Raw genomic sequence first — 18,968 nt, forward strand, 5'->3', positions numbered from 1 at the left:
AAAACCAGAGCTCTACCACTGAGCTATACGCCCGGGATCCGTCGGTGGGTGACCGACGGGCCGGTCTAGGACTCTAGCGCGGCGAGCGCTTTCTCCCAAGCCGCCTGGTCACGGGGCTCTCCGGGGCCGTTCATCTCGGCGAAGCGGATGACGCCGTCGCGGTCTACGACGAAGGTGCCGCGGTTGGGGTAGCCGGATTTCTGGTTGAAGACGCCGAAGGACTGGGCGACGGCGCCGTGCGGCCAGAAGTCGGACAGCAGCGGGAAGACGTAGCCCTGTTCGGCGGCCCAGATCTTGTGGGTGGGCGGCGGGCCGACCGAGATGGCGAGGATTTCCGCGGCGTCGTTCTGGAATTTGGGTAACTCGTCGCGGACCTTGCACAGCTCACCCTGGCAGATGCCGGTGAAGGCAAGCGGATAGAACACGATCAGCACGTTTTTCTTGCCGCGGTAATCCGACAGCGTGACGTCCTGGTTGTTCTGATCCTTGAGTGTGAAATCCGGCGCGAGCGTGCCGACTTCCAGCGGGCCGAGCTCGACTGGCATCACTGATCCTCCATCGTGTCGGGCTTCACCGGGCGGTGAAACACCGCCCGGCGAAACCATAGCGAAAGCGGTCAGCGCTGTTTCGAGGGTGCCTTGGGCTGCACGAGGCGGCTGCCGGACCAGGCACCGAGGCTGATCGCCGAGGTTTGCGTCAAACCCGCGGTGGGTGCCGCTTCGGCGATATCGCTCGGGTCGACATGACCAGGTTGCCCGGTCTTGGGGGTGAGCACCCAGATGAAGCCTTCGTCGGCCAGCGGACTGATGACTTCCATCAGTTCATCCGCTAGATCGCCGTCGCCTTCTCGCCACCACAGCAGGACAGCGTCGACAACCTCGTCGGAGTCTTCGTCGACCATCTCCCCACCGCTGGCCTCTTCGACATCGGCCCGCAGGTCGTCGTCGGTGTCCTCGTCCCAGCCCAGCTCCTGGACAACCATGCCGTGTGTAATGCCAAGCTTCTGAGCGTAGTTCTGCGCGTCCGCCGCGGCGACCACGGTGGTGTCCTCCTCAACTCCAGACAATAGGTAGTTGCAAGCGAACATGGTTATCGCCTCGAGCGCAAGCTGATCGGACGAAATACCCATGGAATGTCGCGTGACAACCTCGTGTCGTTGGCCGATTTTCGCCACCGAACCCCGGTTCGTGGGACGAATTCAGCGTTTCGGGCAGGCGTCCTTGACCGCATTGCGCGCGTCGTTGACCCGCTTACTCGCATCGTTGAGTGCGCCGACCGGGGCGGTGTAGGTCATCTTGCGGGTCTCGGCGGCGAGCTGTCGTGCGGCAGCGACGTATTCGGCGAACTTGGCCTGCAGGTCCGCGGGCAGCGCGCCGTTGGCGTTGTTCACCCCCGTCTCGACCTTGGTCGCGGCGTCTTCGAGGGTTTTGGCGGCGGTATCGCGCTTGGCGTTGTAGTCAGCGGCATTCGCATCGTGGGCATCTACGAATTCGTTGTACTTCGAAACGCCGACACCTGTGGTTGTGGGGAATTGACCGCAGTTGTCGCTGATCGCCTGGGCCTGTGCCGCGGCCTTGCGCGATGAGGTCGCCGCCGCGGAGGAGGAGGCCGCCTCGGTCTTGTAGGCGGCTAGCTCCGACGCATTCGGATTGGCAACGCCGTCAACATGTTTCGCGCAACCCGCGATGGTCAGGCCGACCACGACCGCCGTTGCCGCGCACACCGCTGCGAACCCGCGTGGGTCCAGCACCTTCATTGTCCTCCGTGCCTCTCTGTTTCACCGGCGGTCCTCGACTCACGTTCCCTGCGGAACCGTACTGCAGATACCCCTGACATGATGACCTGGGCCACATCTTCCGCAAGGATGGAGGTGCGCCCGAACCTTTCGTAAAACGGGTGGTCCGCCAACCAAGTGTGCCGCCCGGGGAAACAGACGCCTATCAGCTTGTCCACCCCTGTACGAGGAGCAGATTTGACCGACCTGATCCACTCTTCCGCGCCAGCGAAATCCGCCGGCACCGACTCCGCGCCGCGTGATCCGAACGGATCGCAGGTGCCGCCTACGGGCGGGCGGGTGCGGGTTATCCGCGAAGGGGTGGCGTCCTATCTACCGGACATCGACCCGGAGGAAACCTCCGAATGGCTCGAATCGTTCGATGACATGCTCGACCGGGAAGGTCCGGGCCGCGCGCGTTACCTCATGCTCCGGCTGTTGGAACGCGCCGGAGAGCGTAGGGTCGCCATTCCATCCCTGACCTCCACCGACTACGTCAACACCATCCCCACCGAGAACGAGCCGTGGTTCCCCGGCGACGAAGAGGTGGAGCGGCGCTTCCGTGCCTGGATCCGCTGGAACGCGGCGATCATGGTGCACCGGGCGCAGCGTCCCGGTATCGGTGTCGGCGGCCATATCTCCACCTACGCGTCCTCGGCGGCGCTCTACGAGGTCGGCTTCAACCACTTCTTCCGCGGTAAGGACCATTCCGGCGGCGGCGATTCGATCTTCATCCAGGGTCACGCCTCGCCCGGCATCTACGCCCGTGCATTCCTCGAGGGCCGGTTGAGCACCGACCGGATGGACGGTTTCCGGCAGGAGTACAGCCATGGCGGCCCGGGCCACGGTCTGCCGTCGTATCCGCATCCGCGGTTGATGAACGACTTCTGGGAGTTCCCGACGGTGTCCATGGGCCTGGGCCCGATGAACGCCATCTACCAGGCGCGGTTCAATCACTACCTGCACGACCGTGGCATCAAGGACACCTCCGATCAGCATGTCTGGGCTTTCCTGGGCGACGGCGAGATGGACGAGCCGGAATCGCGTGGACTGATCCAGGTTGCCGCCAACGAGGGGCTGGACAACCTGACCTTCGTGATCAACTGCAACCTGCAGCGTCTCGACGGCCCGGTGCGCGGTAACGGCAAGATCATCCAGGAACTGGAGTCGTTCTTCCGTGGTGCGGGCTGGAACGTCATCAAGGTCATCTGGGGCCGGGAGTGGGACGCGCTGCTCGGCGCCGATCGCGACGGCGCGCTGGTGAACCTGATGAACACCACCGCTGACGGCGACTACCAGACCTACAAGGCCAATGACGGCGCCTACGTCCGCGACCACTTCTTCGGTCGCGACCCGCGCACCAAGGCCCTGGTACAGGACCTCTCGGATCAAGAGATCTGGAACCTCAAGCGCGGCGGTCACGACTACCGCAAGGTCTACGCCGCCTACGCGGCCGCGATGGCGCACAAGGGCCAGCCGACGGTGATCTTGGCCAAGACCATCAAGGGCTACACCCTCGGCAAGCACTTCGAGGGCCGCAATGCCACGCACCAGATGAAGAAGCTGACCCTGCAGGATCTCAAGGACTTCCGTGACCTGCAGCGGATTCCGATCTCCGACGCCGAACTGGAGAAGGATCCCTACCTGCCCCCGTACTACCACCCGGGCATGCAGGCGCGCGAAATCCAGTACATGCTCGATCGCCGCAAGGCGCTCGGCGGTTTCCTGCCCGAACGGCGCGCTGCGGCAAAGCCGCTGCAACTGCCCGGGGACGAGGCGTACAAGTCCGTGCGCAAGGGTTCCGGCAAACAGAACGTGGCAACCACCATGGCTCTGGTTCGGCTCATGAAGGAGCTGCTGCGGGATAAGGAGATCGGCAAGCGGATCGTGCCGATCATTCCGGACGAGGCCCGTACCTTCGGTATGGACTCGTGGTTCCCTTCGTTGAAGATCTACAACCGCCTCGGGCAGTTGTACACATCCGTCGACGCGGAATTGATGCTTGCCTACAAAGAGAGTGCCGTCGGGCAGATTCTGCACGAGGGCATCAATGAGGCCGGATCGACCGCATCGTTCACCGCGGCGGGCACCTCGTACGCCACGCACGGCGAGCCGATGATCCCGCTGTACATCTTCTATTCGATGTTCGGCTTCCAGCGCACCGGCGACGGATTGTGGGCGGCGGCGGACCAATTGGCGCGCGGCTTCGTGCTCGGGGCAACTGCCGGGCGAACCACGCTGACCGGTGAGGGGCTGCAGCACAACGACGGCCACTCGCTGCTGCTGGCTTCGACCAACCCGGCCGTGGTCACCTACGATCCGGCGTTCTCCTTCGAGATCGCGCACATCGTGCGGGATGGTCTGCGTCGCATGTATGGCGGCGGCACACCGCAGCCCGGTCCCGGCGCACTGCCCGGCACGCATCCGCACGGATCCGCGGGCGGCTTCGGCGGCGAGGACATCTTCTACTACATCACCCTCTACAACGAGCCGTATGTACAGCCCGCCGAGCCCGACGATCTCGATATCGCCGGACTGCTCAAGGGCCTCTATCTGTACAAGCGGGGCGGCGAGGGCGATGTGCGCGCCCAGGTCCTGGTCTCGGGCGTCACGGTGCCCGACGGCGTGCGTGCCCAGGCGCTGCTCGCCGAGGAGTGGGGTGTGCAGGCCGATGTCTGGTCGGTGACGTCGTGGGGTGAGCTTCGCAAGGAGGCGCTCGACAAGGAGGTCGCTCAGCTGCGCAACCCGGGCACCGATGTGGGCGTTCCGTACGTCACCCAGGCGCTGGCCCGGGTCGAGGGGCCGTATGTGGCCGCGACGGATTGGATGCGCGCGGTGCCGGATCAGGTGCGCAAGTGGGTGCCCGGCGACTTCACCACGCTCGGTACGGACGGTTTCGGCTTCTCCGATACCCGTCCTGCGGCGCGCCGCGTCTACAACGTCGACGCGCAGTCGATCGTGGTCGCGGCCCTGGCCGCACTCGGGCGCACCGGCAAGATCGATCCGGCCAAGGCCGTCGAGGCTGCGGCCAAATACCGCATCGATGATGTCGCCGCCGCGCCGAAGTCGGCGCCCGGCACCGAAGACGAACTCGCATAGCGGACGATTGGATGGTGGAACGTAAACCGCCGCGGCCGCGTCGGATCTCCGAAGGCTCCTCCGAGCATGAGGTGTATCTGCCGACGGGCGCGCTCTCCCCGAATCGGCAAACCCGTGACCCGCTGCCGGACACGCTGCTCAAACGCGTGAAGCAGTTCTCCGGACGCCTCTCCACCGAGGCGGTCGGGTCGATGCAGGATCGGTTGCCGTTCTTCGCCGATCTGGACGCCGCGCAACGCGCCGGCGTGCAGATGCTGGTGCAGACCGCGGTGGTGAACTTCCTGGAATGGCTACAGGATCCCGATAGCGATATCCGGTTCAGCCTGGACGCCTTCCAAGTGATCCCGCAGGATCTGGCGCGGCGGCTGACGCTGCGCCAGACCGTGGACATGGTCCGTGTGGCCATGGAGTTCTTCGAACAGTGGTTGCCGGCGCTCGCGCGCAACGACCGGCAGCTGGTCGCACTCACCGAGGCGGTGCTGCGCTACGGGCGTGAGCTCGGATTCGCCGCCGCCTCGGTGTACGCGAGTGCCGCGGAGTCCCGCGGCGCATGGGATACCCGCCTCGAGGCGCTGGTCGTGGACGCCGTCGTCCGCGGCGATACCGGTCCGGACATGCTGTCGCGGGCCGCGACGCTGAACTGGGACGCCACCGCACCGGCGACGGTGCTGGTCGGCACGCCGCCGGGGGACCAGGGCGTCTCGATGGTCGGCTCGGTGCACACGATCGCCGCGCGGCACGGTCGCGCGGCGCTGGCCGTGGTTCAAGGTTCACGGTTGGTGATGGTGGTCAGCGGGAATCTGGGCGATACCTCGTATGCCTCCCCTTTTCTCGCGGATCTGCTGGTCGAGGTGTTCTCCGACGGTCCGGTGGTGATCGGACCGACCATGCGCACCCTGGGCGCGGCGCATGCCAGCGCGGTGGAGGCATTGGCCGGAATGGAGGCCGTCGTCGGCTGGCGCGGGGCCCCGCGACCGGTGCACGCTGCGGAATTGTTACCCGAGCGAGCTCTTTTGGGTGACCGGGCTGCAATCGACGCGTTGAACGAGTATCTTGTCCTACCGTTGGCCGCCGCCGGATCCGCGTTGGCCGACACTCTCGAGGCCTATCTGGATTGCGGTGGCGCGGTCGAGACGTGCGCGCGTCAGCTGTACGTTCATCCAAATACCGTTCGCTATCGCCTCAAGCGGATAGCGGAGATAACGGGCCGTGATCCGATGAATCCACGGGATGCCTACGTGCTCCGGATCGCCGCCACAGTAGGTCGTTTGACACGAACCCGTAACGAATCGTCGACTCCTACCCCAGAAGTCACTCAATTCCCAGTGGGTCACGAGGGCATGTAACGGATCCAGCGAAGCGGTCGATCGGGTCAACCCACATGCGCTTTTGTGGGACCCCCACAAAAGCGCTCCGCAAGGTTCATTCGCGTCGACATCACCTGCGGCGTACCTCACAGTGTTGTCTTAGAGGTGTGATCGCGTTGTTCGCCCCTGGACAGGGGTCCCAGACACCCGGCATGCTCGCGCCTTGGCTCGACCTTCCCGGCGCGACTGATCGCCTCGCCATCTGGTCCAAAGCCTCCGGCCTGGATCTGGTTCGGCTCGGCACCACCGCAACGGCGGAGGAGATCACCGATACTGCCGTTACCCAGCCGCTTGTCGTCGCTGCCGCACTGCTGGCCTTCGCGGAAATCGAGCCGGATGCACTTCCAGCCGATACCATTGTCGCCGGACATTCGGTCGGTGAACTCGCCGCCGCCGCGGTCGCCGGAGTAATCTCCGCCGACGATGCGGTGCGGCTGGCCGCCATCCGCGGTGCGGAGATGGCCAAGGCATGCGCTCTCGAGCCGACCGGCATGTCCGCGGTGCTCGGTGGCGATGAGGCCGCCGTGCTCGCTCGGCTCGAAGAGCTCGAACTCGTCCCGGCCAACCGCAATGCCGCGGGTCAGATCGTGGCCGCTGGACGTTTGACTGCCCTGGCGGAACTCGCCGCCGATGCGCCCGAGAAGGCGCGGGTGCGTGCGCTGCCCGTCGCGGGTGCGTTCCACACCGCGTTCATGGCCCCGGCCCAGGACGCTGTGACGGACGCCATATCCAAGATCACGCCGAACGAGCCGACCAGGACCCTGCTTTCGAACTTCGACGGCAAGCCGGTTACCTCCGGAGCCGATGCTGTCGCTAAGCTCGCGGCGCAGGTCACCCGGCCCGTCCGGTGGGATCTGTGCACTGAGACCGTCCGACAGGCGGCGGTCTCGGCAGTGGCGGAGCTGCCGCCGGCGGGCACGCTCGTCGGCATCGCAAAAAGGGAACTGAAGGGCACGCCAACACTGGCCCTGAAGACCCCCGAAGACCTCCCCGCGTTGGCCGGGCTCACCACTTCCGGCTAGCTTTCCCCCCGCGACCGTGTAACCCAATAACACGATCGTGACCGAGCGGACGGTAACCATCGGCTCGCTCGATTCGAAAAACAACAGTGAAGCCCTACAAAGTAGATAAGAAGGGAGCCACGAAGTGGCCGCTCTGACCCAGGAACAAATCGTCGAGGAACTCGGCAAGATCATCGAAGAGGTGACCGGTATCGAGCCCTCCGAGGTGACGATCGAGAAGTCCTTTGTCGATGACCTGGACATCGACTCGCTGTCCATGGTCGAGATCGCGGTTCAGACCGAGGACAAGTACGGCGTGAAGATCCCGGACGAGGATCTGGCCAGCCTGAAGACGGTCGGCGACGCTGTCGCCTACATCCAGAAGCTCGAGGCCGAGAACGCTGAGGCGGCCGCGGAGCTCAAGGCCAAGTTCGACGCCGAGTAGGGCCGACACCGTGACCACTCCTTCCACCTTGAACGGGAATTTCCCCAATGTCGTCGTCACGAGTATGGCGGCGACCACGTCGATCGCTGGTGATGTCGATGCGACGTGGAAGGGACTCCTCAACGGCGAGAGCGGCATCGACGTTCTCGAGGACCCCTTCGTCGAGGAGTACGACCTTCCGGTCCGCATCGGCGGTCACCTGAAGGTCCGGCCAGAGACCCTGCTGAGCCGTGTCGAATGTCGGCGCATGGCCTACGTCGAGCAGCTCGCGACCGTACTCGGTCGTGAGGTCTGGCAGAACGCAGGCAGCCCCGAGGTCGACCCGGAGCGTCTGGGTGTGGCGATCGGTACCGGGCTCGGTGGTGGTGATGCGCTCATCGACTCGGTCGACAAGCTGAAGAACGGTGGCTATCGCAAGATTTCGCCGCTGGCTGTTCAGATGGTCATGCCGAATGGTCCGTCGGCCGTCGTCGGTCTCGAATTGAAGGCCAGGGCAGGAGTGGTCACTCCGGTCTCGGCATGCTCATCGGGCTCCGAGGCCATCGCCAATGCGTGGCGAATGATCGTCATGGGTGACGCCGATATAGTCGTCACCGGTGGCGTTGAGGGTTTCATCGACGCGGTGCCGATTGCGGCATTCACCATGATGCGCGCGATGAGTACCCGCAATGACGACCCGAAGGGCGCCTCGCGTCCCTTCGACAAGGATCGCGACGGTTTCGTCTTCGGCGAGGCCGGCGCGCTGATGGTCATCGAGACCGAGGAACACGCCAAGGCTCGTGGCGCGACGATCCACGCGCGCCTGCTCGGCGCCGGTATCACCTCCGATGGCTTCCACCTGGTCGCACCCGATCCCACAGGTGACGGTGCCGCCCGGGCGATGGCCAGGGCGATGCAGACCGCGGGTCTGACGCCCAAGGACATCACCCACATCAACGCGCACGCGACCGCTACCCCGATCGGCGACACCGCCGAGGCGAATGCGATCAACAAGGCCGTGGGCAACCACGCTTCGGTGTACGCGCCGAAGTCGGCACTCGGTCACTCGATCGGCGCCGTCGGTGCGCTCGAATCGGTGCTCACCGTGCTCAGCATCCGCGACGGCATCGTCCCGCCGACGCTGAACCTGGAGAACCAGGATCCGGAGATCGATCTGGATGTGGTGCACGGCGAGGCCCGCCGTCAGGAGATCGAGTACGCCATCAACAACTCGTTCGGTTTCGGTGGGCACAACGTCGCGCTCGCCTTCGGTCGGGCGTAGCCGCTCGATAACCGATTCAGTCTGTGCGGAGCCCCTACACGGTTACGCAAGCTGCCGCCTCCGCGGGCTTGACCGCACAGACTGGCTGACTGCACAACGATCGCCGGTGGGGTCGACCGATGCCAAAGTCGGTCGACCCCACCGGTGTTCGACATACGCAGCCGCGGTAGCGGCGCACTTCCTTGAGGTGAGGAGAAAACGCGATGACAATTGTGGCTCCCGCGTTCCGACCAGAAACTGCCACCGATCCGCGTGATCCACTCGGTCGGCTCCAACGCTTCTTCGACCCCGGAACCGTGCTACCGCTGCACCCGCGCGACAAGTCCGGTGTGCTCGCCGCGATCGGCGAGGTGGATGGTGTCCGCACCGTTGCCTACTGCTCCGACGCCACCGTCATGGGCGGCGCGATGGGCGTGGAGGGCTGCAAGCACATCGTCGACGCGATCGACACGGCCATCGATTCCGCCATTCCGGTGGTCGGCATCTGGCATTCCGGCGGCGCGCGCCTGGCTGAGGGTGTCGAGGCGCTGCACGCGGTCGGTCTGGTCTTCGAGGCCATGGTTCGCGCGTCCGGCCTGGTGCCGCAGATTTCGGTGGTGCTCGGCTTCGCGGCCGGTGGCGCCGCCTACGGTCCGGCGCTGACCGACATCGTGATCATGGCGCCGGAGGGCCGGGTCTTCGTGACCGGTCCCGACGTGGTGCGCAGTGTGACCGGTGAGCAGGTCGATATGGCCACCCTGGGTGGTCCGGAGACGCACGGCAAGAAGTCCGGTGTCACGCACATCGTCGCCAACGACGAGGCCGACGCGCTGCACCGTGGTCGGCGCCTGGTGTCGATGTTCGCCGAGCAGGGCGAATTCGATCTGGTCGCGGCCGCGCACGGTGATGTCGATCTGAAGGCGATGATGCCGGAATCGGCCAAGCGTGCCTACGACGTGAAGCCGATCGTTCACGAATTGCTCGACAACGTCGACGGTGAGTCCTCTTTCGAGGAACTACAGGCCGGTTACGCGCGCAGCATCGTCACCGGTCTCGGACGGCTCGGCGGGCGCACCGTGGGTGTGCTCGCCAATAACCCGATCCGCCTCGGGGGCTGCCTGAACTCCGAAAGTGCCGAGAAGGCCGCGCGTTTCGTGCGGTTGTGCGACGCGTTCGGCATTCCGCTGGTGGTCCTCACCGATGTGCCCGGGTACCTGCCCGGTGTCAGCATGGAGTGGGAAGGTGTGGTTCGGCGCGGTGCGAAGCTGCTGCACGCATTCGCCGAGGCCCGGGTGCCGCGGGTCACGCTGGTTACCCGCAAGATCTACGGTGGCGCCTACATCGCGATGAACGCTCGTTCGCTCGGCGCGACCGCGGTGTATGCCTGGCCCGGTTCCGAGGTCGCCGTCATGGGCGCCAAGGCCGCTGTCGGCATCCTGCACAAGAAGGCCCTCGCGGCGGCACCGGAGGAAGAGCGTGAGGCGCTGCACGAGCGTCTGACGGTCGAGCACGAGCGCATCGCCGGTGGTGTCGAGCGGGCCATCGCGATCGGTGTCGTGGACGAGGTCATCGACCCGGCCAAGACCCGCAGCACCATTGCCGCGGCATTGGCGGCGGCACCGGCGCGCAAGAGTCACCACAAGAACATTCCGCTGTAAATCCAGTGGCGAAAGCGGGCTTCGGGATTTCCGGGGCCCGCTTTTCGTTCGTATTGTTCTCGGTATCGGACCTGGGGTGACTGGCATATATCGATCGGGTTTCCGCGCGGCAATGTAGTTGAAACTTCGGCGATATGAATAGCTCGTACGTTGCGCGCATGAGCGTGACGATCGAAACCACCGCAGCAACGGACCCGGTGCGCAAACCGCCCTGGTACCGCTCGCTATTCCTGCAACTGCTGGTGGCGATCGTGGCCGGAATTCTGGTCGGCAAGCTGTGGCCCGACTTCGGCGCGGATCTCAAACCGCTGGCCGACGGGTTCATCAAGCTGATCAAAATGGTGATCGCGCCGATCATCTTCTGCACGGTGGTGCTCGGCATCGCCCATGTCGGCGATATGAAGGCGGTCGGCCGGATCGGTGTGAAGGCGCTGATCTACTTCGAGGTGATCACCACTTTCGCGCTGCTCTTCGGTTTGCTGGTCGGCAACCTGGTGAAGCCGGGTGCGGGCTTTCATGTCGACGCGCAGACCCTGGCGACCGGTGCCGAGAAGATCGCCAAGACCACCAAGAACGGCGAGCTACCGCATACCGTCGACTTTTTGCTGAATATCATTCCGGCATCGGTGATTTCGGCATTCGCGGAGAATGCGCTGCTGCAGGTGTTGTTCTTCGCGGTGCTGTTCGGCTTGGCGCTGGCGAAGTTCGGCGAGCACGGCCCTCCGGTGATTCTGGAGGCGGTCGATCACATCGGGAAGATCTTCTTCACGATCATCGGCTGGATCATGAAATTGGCGCCGCTGGGTGCCTTCGGCGCGATGGCCTACATCGTTGGGCAGTACGGACTCTCCGCGCTCAGCAGCTACGGCAAGCTGATCGCCTGTTGTTATGGGGCGGCGGTGTTGTTCCTGCTGGTGCTCGCGGTGGTCGTGCGTATCTTCGCCGGGGTGAGTCTGTGGAAGCTCGTCAAATACATCAAGGATGAGCTGTTCCTCGCGCTCGGCACCGCGTCGACCGAGGTGGTGCTGCCGCGGATCATGATCAAGCTGACCGAAGCCGGTTGCTCACGAGCCACCACCGGGCTGGTGATACCGACCGGGTATTCGTTCAATCTCGACGGTGCCACGCTGTATCTGTCCATCTGCGTGCTGTTCTTGGCGCAGGCGCTCGGGGTGGATCTGAGTCTCGGCGAGCAGATCACGGCCGTCGGCGTGCTGATGTTGACCTCGAAAGGTATGGCGGGCGTACCAGGTTCGTCATTCCTGGCGCTGTCGGCGACGATCACCGCGATCGGGCACGGTTCGATTCCGGTGGCGGCGGTCGCGCTGTTGCTCGGGGCGGATCGGCTGATGGATTCGATGCGGGTCACGGTGAATCTGCTCGGCAATTGCGTCGCGACCTTCGTGGTCGCGAGGTGGGAGGGGCAGTTGGATTCGGAGCGGATGCGCAAGGTGCTGGATGGGGAAGAGGTGCCGCCGTTGGAAGACAAAGACCCGATGGTCGCGTACACCGCTGAGGAAGCTCGAGCATTGGTGCCCGGCGGGTAAAGCCGCCGCCGGGCACCCCGGGCTCGGTAGCATCGACAGGTGCGCTACGAGGAACTTGCTGATGAGCCGTGTTCGATCACACGGCCGCTGGTGATCTTGGGCGACCGCTGGACCCTGGTGATCCTGAAATATTCGTTCGCGGGCGTCCGGCGGTTCAACGCATTCCAGAGCGCGCTCGGCATCTCCCGGAGCCGATTGCAGGATCGGCTCGATCGGCTGATCGAACATGGGATTCTGGTCAAACAGAAGGCTGCTGTCGGTGCGCACGAGGAGTACCGGCTGACGCCGAAGGGACACGATATCTATCCGATCCTGATGGCGATCCGGGATTGGGGCGATACATACATGGCACCCGAAGGTCCGCCCGTGCACTACCGCCATTTGGACTGCACCGGCGAAGGGCACATCAAACTCGAATGCGACTCGTGCGGAACCGAACTCACCGCACGCGACATCTCCGCCGAGCCCGGTCCCGGCCTCACCTCCGAAAACGGACGTCAGGCCGGCTGACCCCCGGGGTTCCCGCTTATCATGAACTGAGGCGGGCCTTTTCGGTGGGGTTGTCGCGGCTGACGCACTCCTGGTACGGATTCGGGGTGCCGATGTGTTCCTGGCAGTCCCAGGTGGTGGTGCCGACCGTGACGGGGATGACGAAGCCGACGTCCCACAGATCCGATTGCACGGCATAGGAATTGGTCACCGCGATGGCGGTGGGGCAGGCGGCGTCGCCCTTGGTGGTGACCGCCGAGACGGCCAGGTCGAAGGGGCCCGCGCCACAGAAGATCGTGGTGGGCTCCGCGACCGGTGGGGTGATCGGCGGCGGGGTGGTTAGCGTGGTCGGCGGCTCGGTGGTCGGGGTTGCCGCCGCATAGGTGGTGGTGGGGTGTGTGGTTGTCGCGCGCGCGGTGGTGCTCGTGGCCTTGGCGCCGTTGTCCTCCTTGTCGCAGGACGCCAGGCCGAGCACGAGAACCGCGGCCGCCACGACTGTCGAGAGTGCACTGATGGAACGCATAAAAGCCGACCTCCTCGTTGTGCAATCAACGGCAGGGGTTGCCGAACCCACCCCCGATTCGTTTCGCCACCCTAGCGCGGTGGGCCGGCGCACAGGCGATGTTCCGTCGGCGTGCCGATCGGGGTACAGCTCGGGTGGCGCAGTGCGGTCGGAGGGCCCCGATTGGCTGCCGATCGATGGGTGCGCGGGTCTGGTGGGGATGCGCGGTGTGGGTCAGGATCGCGGTGTCAGTCGGTGTGCCAGGTTGCGACCTGGTCCAGGTCTTCGCGGGCGGTGCGGAAGGTATTGACCGGGTGGTCCGGGTCCGGATAGCCGAAGGAGATCGCGGCGACGACTCGGCGGTTTTCGGGCAGGTCGAAGTAGGTGTGCAGGAAGGGTGAGTAGGAGGCGAGGGCGGCTTGGGGTGCGGCGCCGAGTCCAAGGCTCTGGGCCGCGAGGAGGAAGGTGCCGATGTAGAGGCCGCAGTCGATGGCGCCGTACACGCCGAGGTCGGCCTCGGTGGTGACGATCGCGACGTGCGGGGCGTCGAAGAGTTCGAAGTTGCGCATGGCTTGGCGCATGGTGCCTGCCAGATCGCCCTTCACGATGCCGACGCTGTCGTAGAGCTGCAGGCCGCATGCGCGTCGACGATCGCGGTAGGCGCCGGCGTACTGCGCGGGAAATGCGAAATCCGGTTCCGGCTCGGCGATTGCGACGTGTTCGAGGAGTTCTTTGCGGAATCGGTCGGTGCCCGCGCCCTCGGTGAGGACGACCTGCCAGGGCTGGGTATTGCACCAGGACGGGGTGCGCTGTGCCAGCCGCAGCAGGGCCTCGATGGTGTCGCGGGGGATCCGGTCGGATTTGAACTGACGGCAAGTCCATCTGTTGTCGAGGATGTGGCTCAATGCCGTGAACTCGTCGGTCTGCAGGCTGGTCGGGTTCATGGGCCCCTCTTCAAGTTGGTCTTATTTCGAGACTGAACGCTAGCATCTGTGGTCTCGTTTTGGAACGGGCGAGGTGGGATCATCGGGCGTATGGTGTTGCATGCCGAAGTTAATGTGGCGGTTACATTCGTGAAACCGGTTGGGGTGCATACACATTGACCGGGCTCGATAGCGAAAATGCCTGGCCCGCTTCGGGATATGCGGCGCGCCGAGCGCTGGAAGTGAGGTTCGGGCGGTCGGAGTAATTCGGTGAAAGTTGCCGCGCGGGTCCGAATCGGCCCGTAGCCTCCCGACTGGACTGAAAGCAAATGCTCCTGATTTACTGGAACGGGGATTGTGTTGAAGGTTTGTCTTGCGACCGTGTTCGCTTGCGGTGCAGTACTTCTCGGTGTCACCGGGTGCAGCGAGGGGTCCGAATCGCATGGCGATCACACTTCCACCAGCGTGCCGGTTGAGACCAGTGCGCCGGCGCCGACCAGCGCCGCGGTCCAGTCGACCATCGCATCCGAAGCCCCGGCTCCGCCCGCGCCGGAAGCGACATCGGTAGCGCCGCCGCCCGCCGCGGCACCGGAACCGCAAGCGCCACCGGCCGTGCAGGCGCCGCAGCCCGAGCCCGCCAAACCCGCACCGACATTGACCGCCCCCGGATTCGAACCACGCGCGGGCTACTGACAGCGGAGGAAACACCGTGACCAGCAAGCTCTCTCGTCGTTGCGCCCGGTGGCTCGGGGTGGTGACGGCGACCGTGGCGGCGGTGGCCGCAGTGCCCGCGGCGGAGGCGGCGCCGGCCGCCGCGCCGGGTAGTGCCCTGGTGGTGCTCGGGGATTCCTTCGCCGCCAATGGTTTTCGATGGGAAGCCGATGCGAGGGAGTGTCTGCGCGGACCGACTTCGTGGCCGACGCAGCTGAGTCGATTGATGGGTGTCGCGGGCGGCTCCGACTTCGTGGACGTGTCGTGTTCCGGCGCGGCGATCGAGGCCGAACGGGGTTATTCGCTGGTTCAGGAGGCGATCAACGCCGATAAGGCGGGGGCATTCGGGCCGCGAACCAAGTTGATCGCAGTGCAGTTCGGGCTCAACGACATCTGGGGAGCGAATCCGGCCACACTGTGGACCTCGCTGGTTCCGTGCGTCTTCAATGTCGCCGAGGGGTGTGGTTTGGAGGCCGCCGCACAGGGGCGGATCACCGACTATCGGGGCGTATCGGGTGCGCAGTATGCCGAACGCATCCGCGCGGTGGTCGAATATCTGCGGTACTACGCGCCGCAGGCGAAGGTAGTGCTGGTCGGCTATCCGGAATTGTTCCCGGCCGGGCAGAGTTTCACCTGTCTCAGCGTGCTCGGCGTCGGGCAGTACGTACAGCCGCGTGGTGCCGGGCTGGTCGAATATCTGGATCGCATCGATGCGGCGCAGCGGGACGCGGCGGCGCAACTCGGCATCGAGTTCTTCGACTCCAGGGCGCTGACGGCCGGGCACGGGTTGTGTTCGGCGCAGCCGTGGTTGAACGGTGTGCTCGATCCGCGCGCGGATCCGGTCGGGATTCCGTTTCATCCCTCGGCGCACGGGGATTCGGTGATCGCTGGAGCGCTGTACGACCGGTACGGCAAGTGACGACCGAGCCCACGGCGGATCCCGCCGAGGCGCGGCCCGCACTGCCCTCGCTGACCGGGGCGCGGTGGTGGGCAGCGTTCGCGGTATTCCTGTTGCACGCCTTGGTATTTCTGCCGGTCTATCCGTTTCAGAAGTCCGAGTTGTTCCGGCAGATCCACCAGGTGATGCCGATGCAATTGGGCGCGGCCGGGGTCACCTTCTTCTTCGTACTGTCCGGGTTCATCATCTATTGGTCGTTCCGGCCCGGAAATTCGGTGCCGCGCTTCTATTGGCGGCGGGTGTTGAAGATCTATCCGACGCATCTGGTTGCGACGGTGGCCTTCATCGTGGTCGCGAGTGTGCCACTGTCACGGCTGGTGGTGTGGGTGCCGAATGCGCTGCTGATCCACACCTGGGTGCCGAAGTGGACGACGGTCGGCGGGCTCAATGTGCCGTCCTGGTCGCTGGGTGCGGAAATGCTGTTCTACCTGAGCTTTCCGCTCGCCTTGCCGCTGGTGCGGCGCATTCGCGGGGAGCGGGTGTGGTGGGTGATCGCAGGTTTGCTCGTGCTGATTCTCGCGCTGCATACGGCGTACTTCCTGTGGGTGCCCGGTCCGAAGGGTATCGCGAATGCCTTTGCGCCACGGCTCGTTCCGGGCGATGTGTCGCCGTACTTCGAGCTGCACGCGTCACCGGTCTGGTTCGCACAGCCGGATATCCCAGTGGCGCCGTCCTATTGGCTCAGCTATACGTTTCCGGCATCGCGGCTGCCCGAGTTCTTCCTCGGGGTGCTCGCCGCGCGGCTGGTGCTGGAGGGGCGCTGGCGCAATACCCGGCTGGATCGGCCGCTGCTGGCCTTGGCCGTCGCCTTCGCGGCCACCTGGGTGGTGCCGGTGAACTACAAGATGTCGGCGCTGCTGCTCGCACCGATGACCGCGGTGGTCGCGACGCTCGCAGCGCGGGATCTGGCTGGTCTGCGCGGCCTGAACGCCTCGCCCAGGATGGTGTGGCTCGGCAATATTTCCTTCGCCTTCTATCTGATCCAGTTCCCGGTCATGGTGCTGATCACCCGGCTGTTCATCGGCGGTCGACAGTTCGGCCCACTCGGCTGGCTGGGGTTCGCCGGGCTGAGCCTGATCGTCGGAATCGCGGCGGCGGCCGCGATCTACCGGTGGGTGGACGAACCGCTGATGCGTCGCTTCGCCGGCCGCCGCGTCGTGCCTCCGCCCGCGACGCCGCGAGATCCGGTCGACCGCGTTACCGCCTCGGTTGCGCCGTGACGAGGCAGAATCCCAGGCATGACTCCCGGCGAGCCGGCCGCGCGCGACCGCAAACGGCACGGTAGGCACTACACGCCACCCGCCCTGGCGCGCTTTCTCGCGCAGCGGCTGCTCGAACATGCGCCGCTGCCAGCCGATGTCGGGTTGTCGGGAGCCGCTCGTGCTGTGGCGCCGGACGTGCGGGCGGCAGTGCCGGGACCTGGTCAGCAGGCGCGACGGGCCGCGCTATCCGGGACCGGGACGCCTGATGGAGAGGTGCGGGACACGGCAGCACTGGGCGCTGGAGCGCGGGAGGCCGGGGTCAGTGCGCCGAGCGGAGGGGTGCTACAGGTGCTCGATCCGGCCTGTGGGGACGGTGAGCTGCTGCTCGCGCTGGATCAGGTTGCGGGGGAGTTGGTGCCGGGGGTGCGGGTGGAATTGGTGGGGTACGACCTGGATGCGGCCGGGGTGGCGGTGGCGCGGGAGCGGGCGGTGGCCGCGGGGGTCGCGATCGAGTGGCATATCGGGGATTTCCTGACCGAATCGGCGGGGATCGCGGCGGGGTCGTTCGATGCGATCATCACCAATCCGCCCTATGTGCGGACTCAGCAGTTGGGTGGGCCGACCGCGCAGTTGCTGAGCAAGCAGTTCGGGTTGCAGGGGCGGATCGATCTCACCCACCCGTTCGTCGCGGTCGCGCCACGGCTGCTGCGGTCGGGTGGGGTACTCGGGTTGCTGTGTGCCAATCGGTTTCTCACCACCAAGGCCGGTGCGAATATTCGGAGCCTGCTGCGCACCGAGTTGGCTCCGGTCGAACTGTATGACCTCGGCGATACGAAGTTGTTCGAGGCGGCGGTGCTGCCCGCGGTCACCATCGCCACCCGGACGGCAGCCCGCGCGGTCTGCCGCTATGTTTCGGCCTACGAGGTCGATGCCGCCGAAATCGTCGGCGGAACAGATCTTTTCGAGGCGCTGGCGGCCGAACACAGTCACTGTATCGAGCACTGCGGGCGCACTTTCGCGGTCGAGGTCGGTACGTTGGCGACGGGCGATCGGGCTGTGATCCGTGGGGCACCCGGCGATCAGATAACGGGTGATCGAGCAAACCGCAGCGATCCGGTGGTATCGGGCCCGGGAGTTGCCTGGCGGGTCGCCGCTTCCGATCGTGGTGACGATGTGGACGCACCGAAAACCGTTGCTGGTGACGCGGACGGGCACAGCGGCGCGTGGCGGATGTCCCGGCCGGAGGTCGACAGGTGGTTGGCCGAGGTGGAGGCGGGGACTTGGCGGACATTCGGCGCCGTCGGGCGGATTCGGGTGGGGATCAAGACAACTGCGGATCGGGTATTCATATCCGATCGGTGGGGGGAGGTTCGGCCGCGGCCCGAGGGAGAGTTGTTATTCGATTTGATCACCCATCAAGATGTCGATCCGTGGCGGATCTCGCGGGAGCGCAACGTACAGGTGCTATATCCGTACGACACGGCTCAGCCTGCGCGGATGCCGGTTGACCTGCGAGAATTTCCCGGGACCGCGGCATATTTGGAGTCACATCGGGAGACGTTGGCCGGCCGGAAGTATCTGACCGACAGCGGCAGGGAGTGGTTCGAGATCTGGGTGCCGCAGCGACCGCATCTGTGGCGGGTGCCCAAGGTGGTCTTTCCCGATATCAGCGAGCGGCCGCGATTCGCCTTGGATCGGTCCGGGGCGGTGGTGAACGGGGATTGCTATTGGATGTCGCTGGCCGATCTCGGGGTGGACGGCGCCGCGGAGCGGTTGGCGTATTTGCTGATGGGCGTCGCGAATTCGGCGCTGGGCCTGCGGTTCTACGATGCGGTGTGCGGGAATCGGCTGTATTCGGGTAGGCGGCGGTGGATCACCCAGTATGTGTCGCGGCTGCCGCTGCCGGATCCGACCACGATGCGGGCGGGTGGCGTCGTCGAACTGGTACGGGAATTCATCGAAGACGGCAGGGAGCCCGACGCGAATTCGCTCCGCTTGCTCGATGAATGGGTGGCGGCCGCCTTCGGCACCCGGATGTTCGAGATGCGTTGA

Annotated in this window: 17 protein-coding genes; 12 read left to right on the plus strand and 5 right to left on the minus strand. The window is 65.4% G+C overall.

What is annotated here, in order from left to right; all coding sequences use genetic code 11:
* Positions 1-65 precede the first annotated feature (65 nt).
* The 3 genes from ON44_RS09935 to ON44_RS09945 form a co-directional block, all read right to left on the minus strand.
* Entirely contained in the window at positions 66-545 is a 480-nt protein-coding gene (locus ON44_RS09935; RefSeq protein ID WP_040688339.1) for a peroxiredoxin, read from the minus strand.
* Positions 546-616: 71 nt separating this feature from the next.
* Positions 617-1,039 carry a DUF3052 domain-containing protein gene (locus ON44_RS09940; protein WP_040688342.1) on the minus strand — a complete coding sequence of 141 codons (423 nt, stop codon included), beginning with the start codon at positions 1,037-1,039 and terminating at the stop codon, positions 617-619.
* A 159-nt stretch (positions 1,040-1,198) separates the two neighbouring features.
* On the minus strand, positions 1,199-1,756 hold the full coding sequence (locus ON44_RS09945) for an Rv2240c family protein (RefSeq protein ID WP_040688299.1): 558 nt from the start codon (positions 1,754-1,756) through the stop codon (positions 1,199-1,201).
* A 297-nt stretch (positions 1,757-2,053) separates the two neighbouring features.
* Between ON44_RS09945 and aceE the strand changes: the two genes are divergently transcribed.
* The 8 genes from aceE (at position 2,054) to ON44_RS09985 (ending at position 12,641) form a co-directional block, all read left to right on the plus strand.
* A complete protein-coding gene (aceE, locus tag ON44_RS09950) occupies positions 2,054-4,873 on the plus strand; it encodes a pyruvate dehydrogenase (acetyl-transferring), homodimeric type (RefSeq protein ID WP_373283143.1) in 2,820 nt (939 codons plus the stop codon).
* Between the two features lie 11 nt (positions 4,874-4,884).
* Positions 4,885-6,219, plus strand: a complete 1,335-nt coding sequence (locus ON44_RS09955) for a PucR family transcriptional regulator (RefSeq protein ID WP_051181835.1) — start codon at positions 4,885-4,887, stop codon at positions 6,217-6,219.
* 128 nt (positions 6,220-6,347) lie between these two features.
* The gene (locus ON44_RS09960) at positions 6,348-7,262 is read left to right on the plus strand and encodes an ACP S-malonyltransferase (protein WP_040688301.1); all 915 of its coding nucleotides are present in this window, start codon (positions 6,348-6,350) and stop codon (positions 7,260-7,262) included.
* A gap of 124 nt (positions 7,263-7,386) precedes the next feature.
* Positions 7,387-7,686, plus strand: a complete 300-nt coding sequence (acpM, locus tag ON44_RS09965; RefSeq protein WP_040688302.1) for a meromycolate extension acyl carrier protein AcpM — start codon at positions 7,387-7,389, stop codon at positions 7,684-7,686.
* A gap of 10 nt (positions 7,687-7,696) precedes the next feature.
* Positions 7,697-8,947, plus strand: a complete 1,251-nt coding sequence (locus ON44_RS09970; protein WP_040688304.1) for a KasA/KasB family beta-ketoacyl-ACP synthase — start codon at positions 7,697-7,699, stop codon at positions 8,945-8,947.
* A 203-nt stretch (positions 8,948-9,150) separates the two neighbouring features.
* Positions 9,151-10,584 (plus strand): acyl-CoA carboxylase subunit beta, encoded by a 1,434-nt coding sequence (locus tag ON44_RS09975; RefSeq protein WP_040688307.1) that lies wholly within the window; start codon positions 9,151-9,153, stop codon positions 10,582-10,584.
* 158 nt (positions 10,585-10,742) lie between these two features.
* Positions 10,743-12,131 (plus strand): C4-dicarboxylate transporter DctA, encoded by a 1,389-nt coding sequence (gene dctA, locus ON44_RS09980; protein ID WP_051181836.1) that lies wholly within the window; start codon positions 10,743-10,745, stop codon positions 12,129-12,131.
* A gap of 39 nt (positions 12,132-12,170) precedes the next feature.
* Positions 12,171-12,641 (plus strand): winged helix-turn-helix transcriptional regulator, encoded by a 471-nt coding sequence (locus tag ON44_RS09985; RefSeq protein WP_040688309.1) that lies wholly within the window; start codon positions 12,171-12,173, stop codon positions 12,639-12,641.
* 19 nt (positions 12,642-12,660) lie between these two features.
* Here the strand turns inward: ON44_RS09985 and ON44_RS09990 are convergent, their stop codons facing one another.
* Positions 12,661-13,143, minus strand: coding sequence for a hypothetical protein (locus tag ON44_RS09990; protein WP_040688310.1), 483 nt, complete (start codon positions 13,141-13,143; stop codon positions 12,661-12,663).
* Positions 13,144-13,370: 227 nt separating this feature from the next.
* Positions 13,371-14,066, minus strand: coding sequence for a nitroreductase (locus tag ON44_RS09995; RefSeq protein ID WP_051181837.1), 696 nt, complete (start codon positions 14,064-14,066; stop codon positions 13,371-13,373).
* Positions 14,067-14,510: 444 nt separating this feature from the next.
* On the opposite strand from ON44_RS09995, the gene ON44_RS50060 reads away from it, so the two are divergent.
* Genes ON44_RS50060 through ON44_RS46640 form a run of 4 tightly spaced genes read left to right on the plus strand, consistent with a single transcriptional unit; the run spans position 14,511 to position 18,968 of the window.
* Entirely contained in the window at positions 14,511-14,738 is a 228-nt protein-coding gene (locus ON44_RS50060; RefSeq protein ID WP_157187094.1) for a hypothetical protein, read from the plus strand.
* 16 nt (positions 14,739-14,754) lie between these two features.
* Complete coding sequence (locus ON44_RS48095; protein ID WP_040688315.1) at positions 14,755-15,675, plus strand: SGNH/GDSL hydrolase family protein; 921 nt, start codon at positions 14,755-14,757, stop codon at positions 15,673-15,675.
* Complete coding sequence (locus ON44_RS10010) at positions 15,672-16,934, plus strand: acyltransferase family protein (protein ID WP_085998509.1); 1,263 nt, start codon at positions 15,672-15,674, stop codon at positions 16,932-16,934. Before ON44_RS48095 ends, ON44_RS10010 begins: the two co-directional genes overlap by 4 nt.
* A gap of 18 nt (positions 16,935-16,952) precedes the next feature.
* The gene (locus tag ON44_RS46640; protein WP_083897768.1) at positions 16,953-18,968 is read left to right on the plus strand and encodes an Eco57I restriction-modification methylase domain-containing protein; all 2,016 of its coding nucleotides are present in this window, start codon (positions 16,953-16,955) and stop codon (positions 18,966-18,968) included.

The organism is Nocardia vinacea NBRC 16497 (genome assembly GCF_000308835.1).
In the GTDB taxonomy this organism is placed as follows: Bacteria; Actinomycetota; Actinomycetes; order Mycobacteriales; family Mycobacteriaceae; genus Nocardia; species Nocardia vinacea.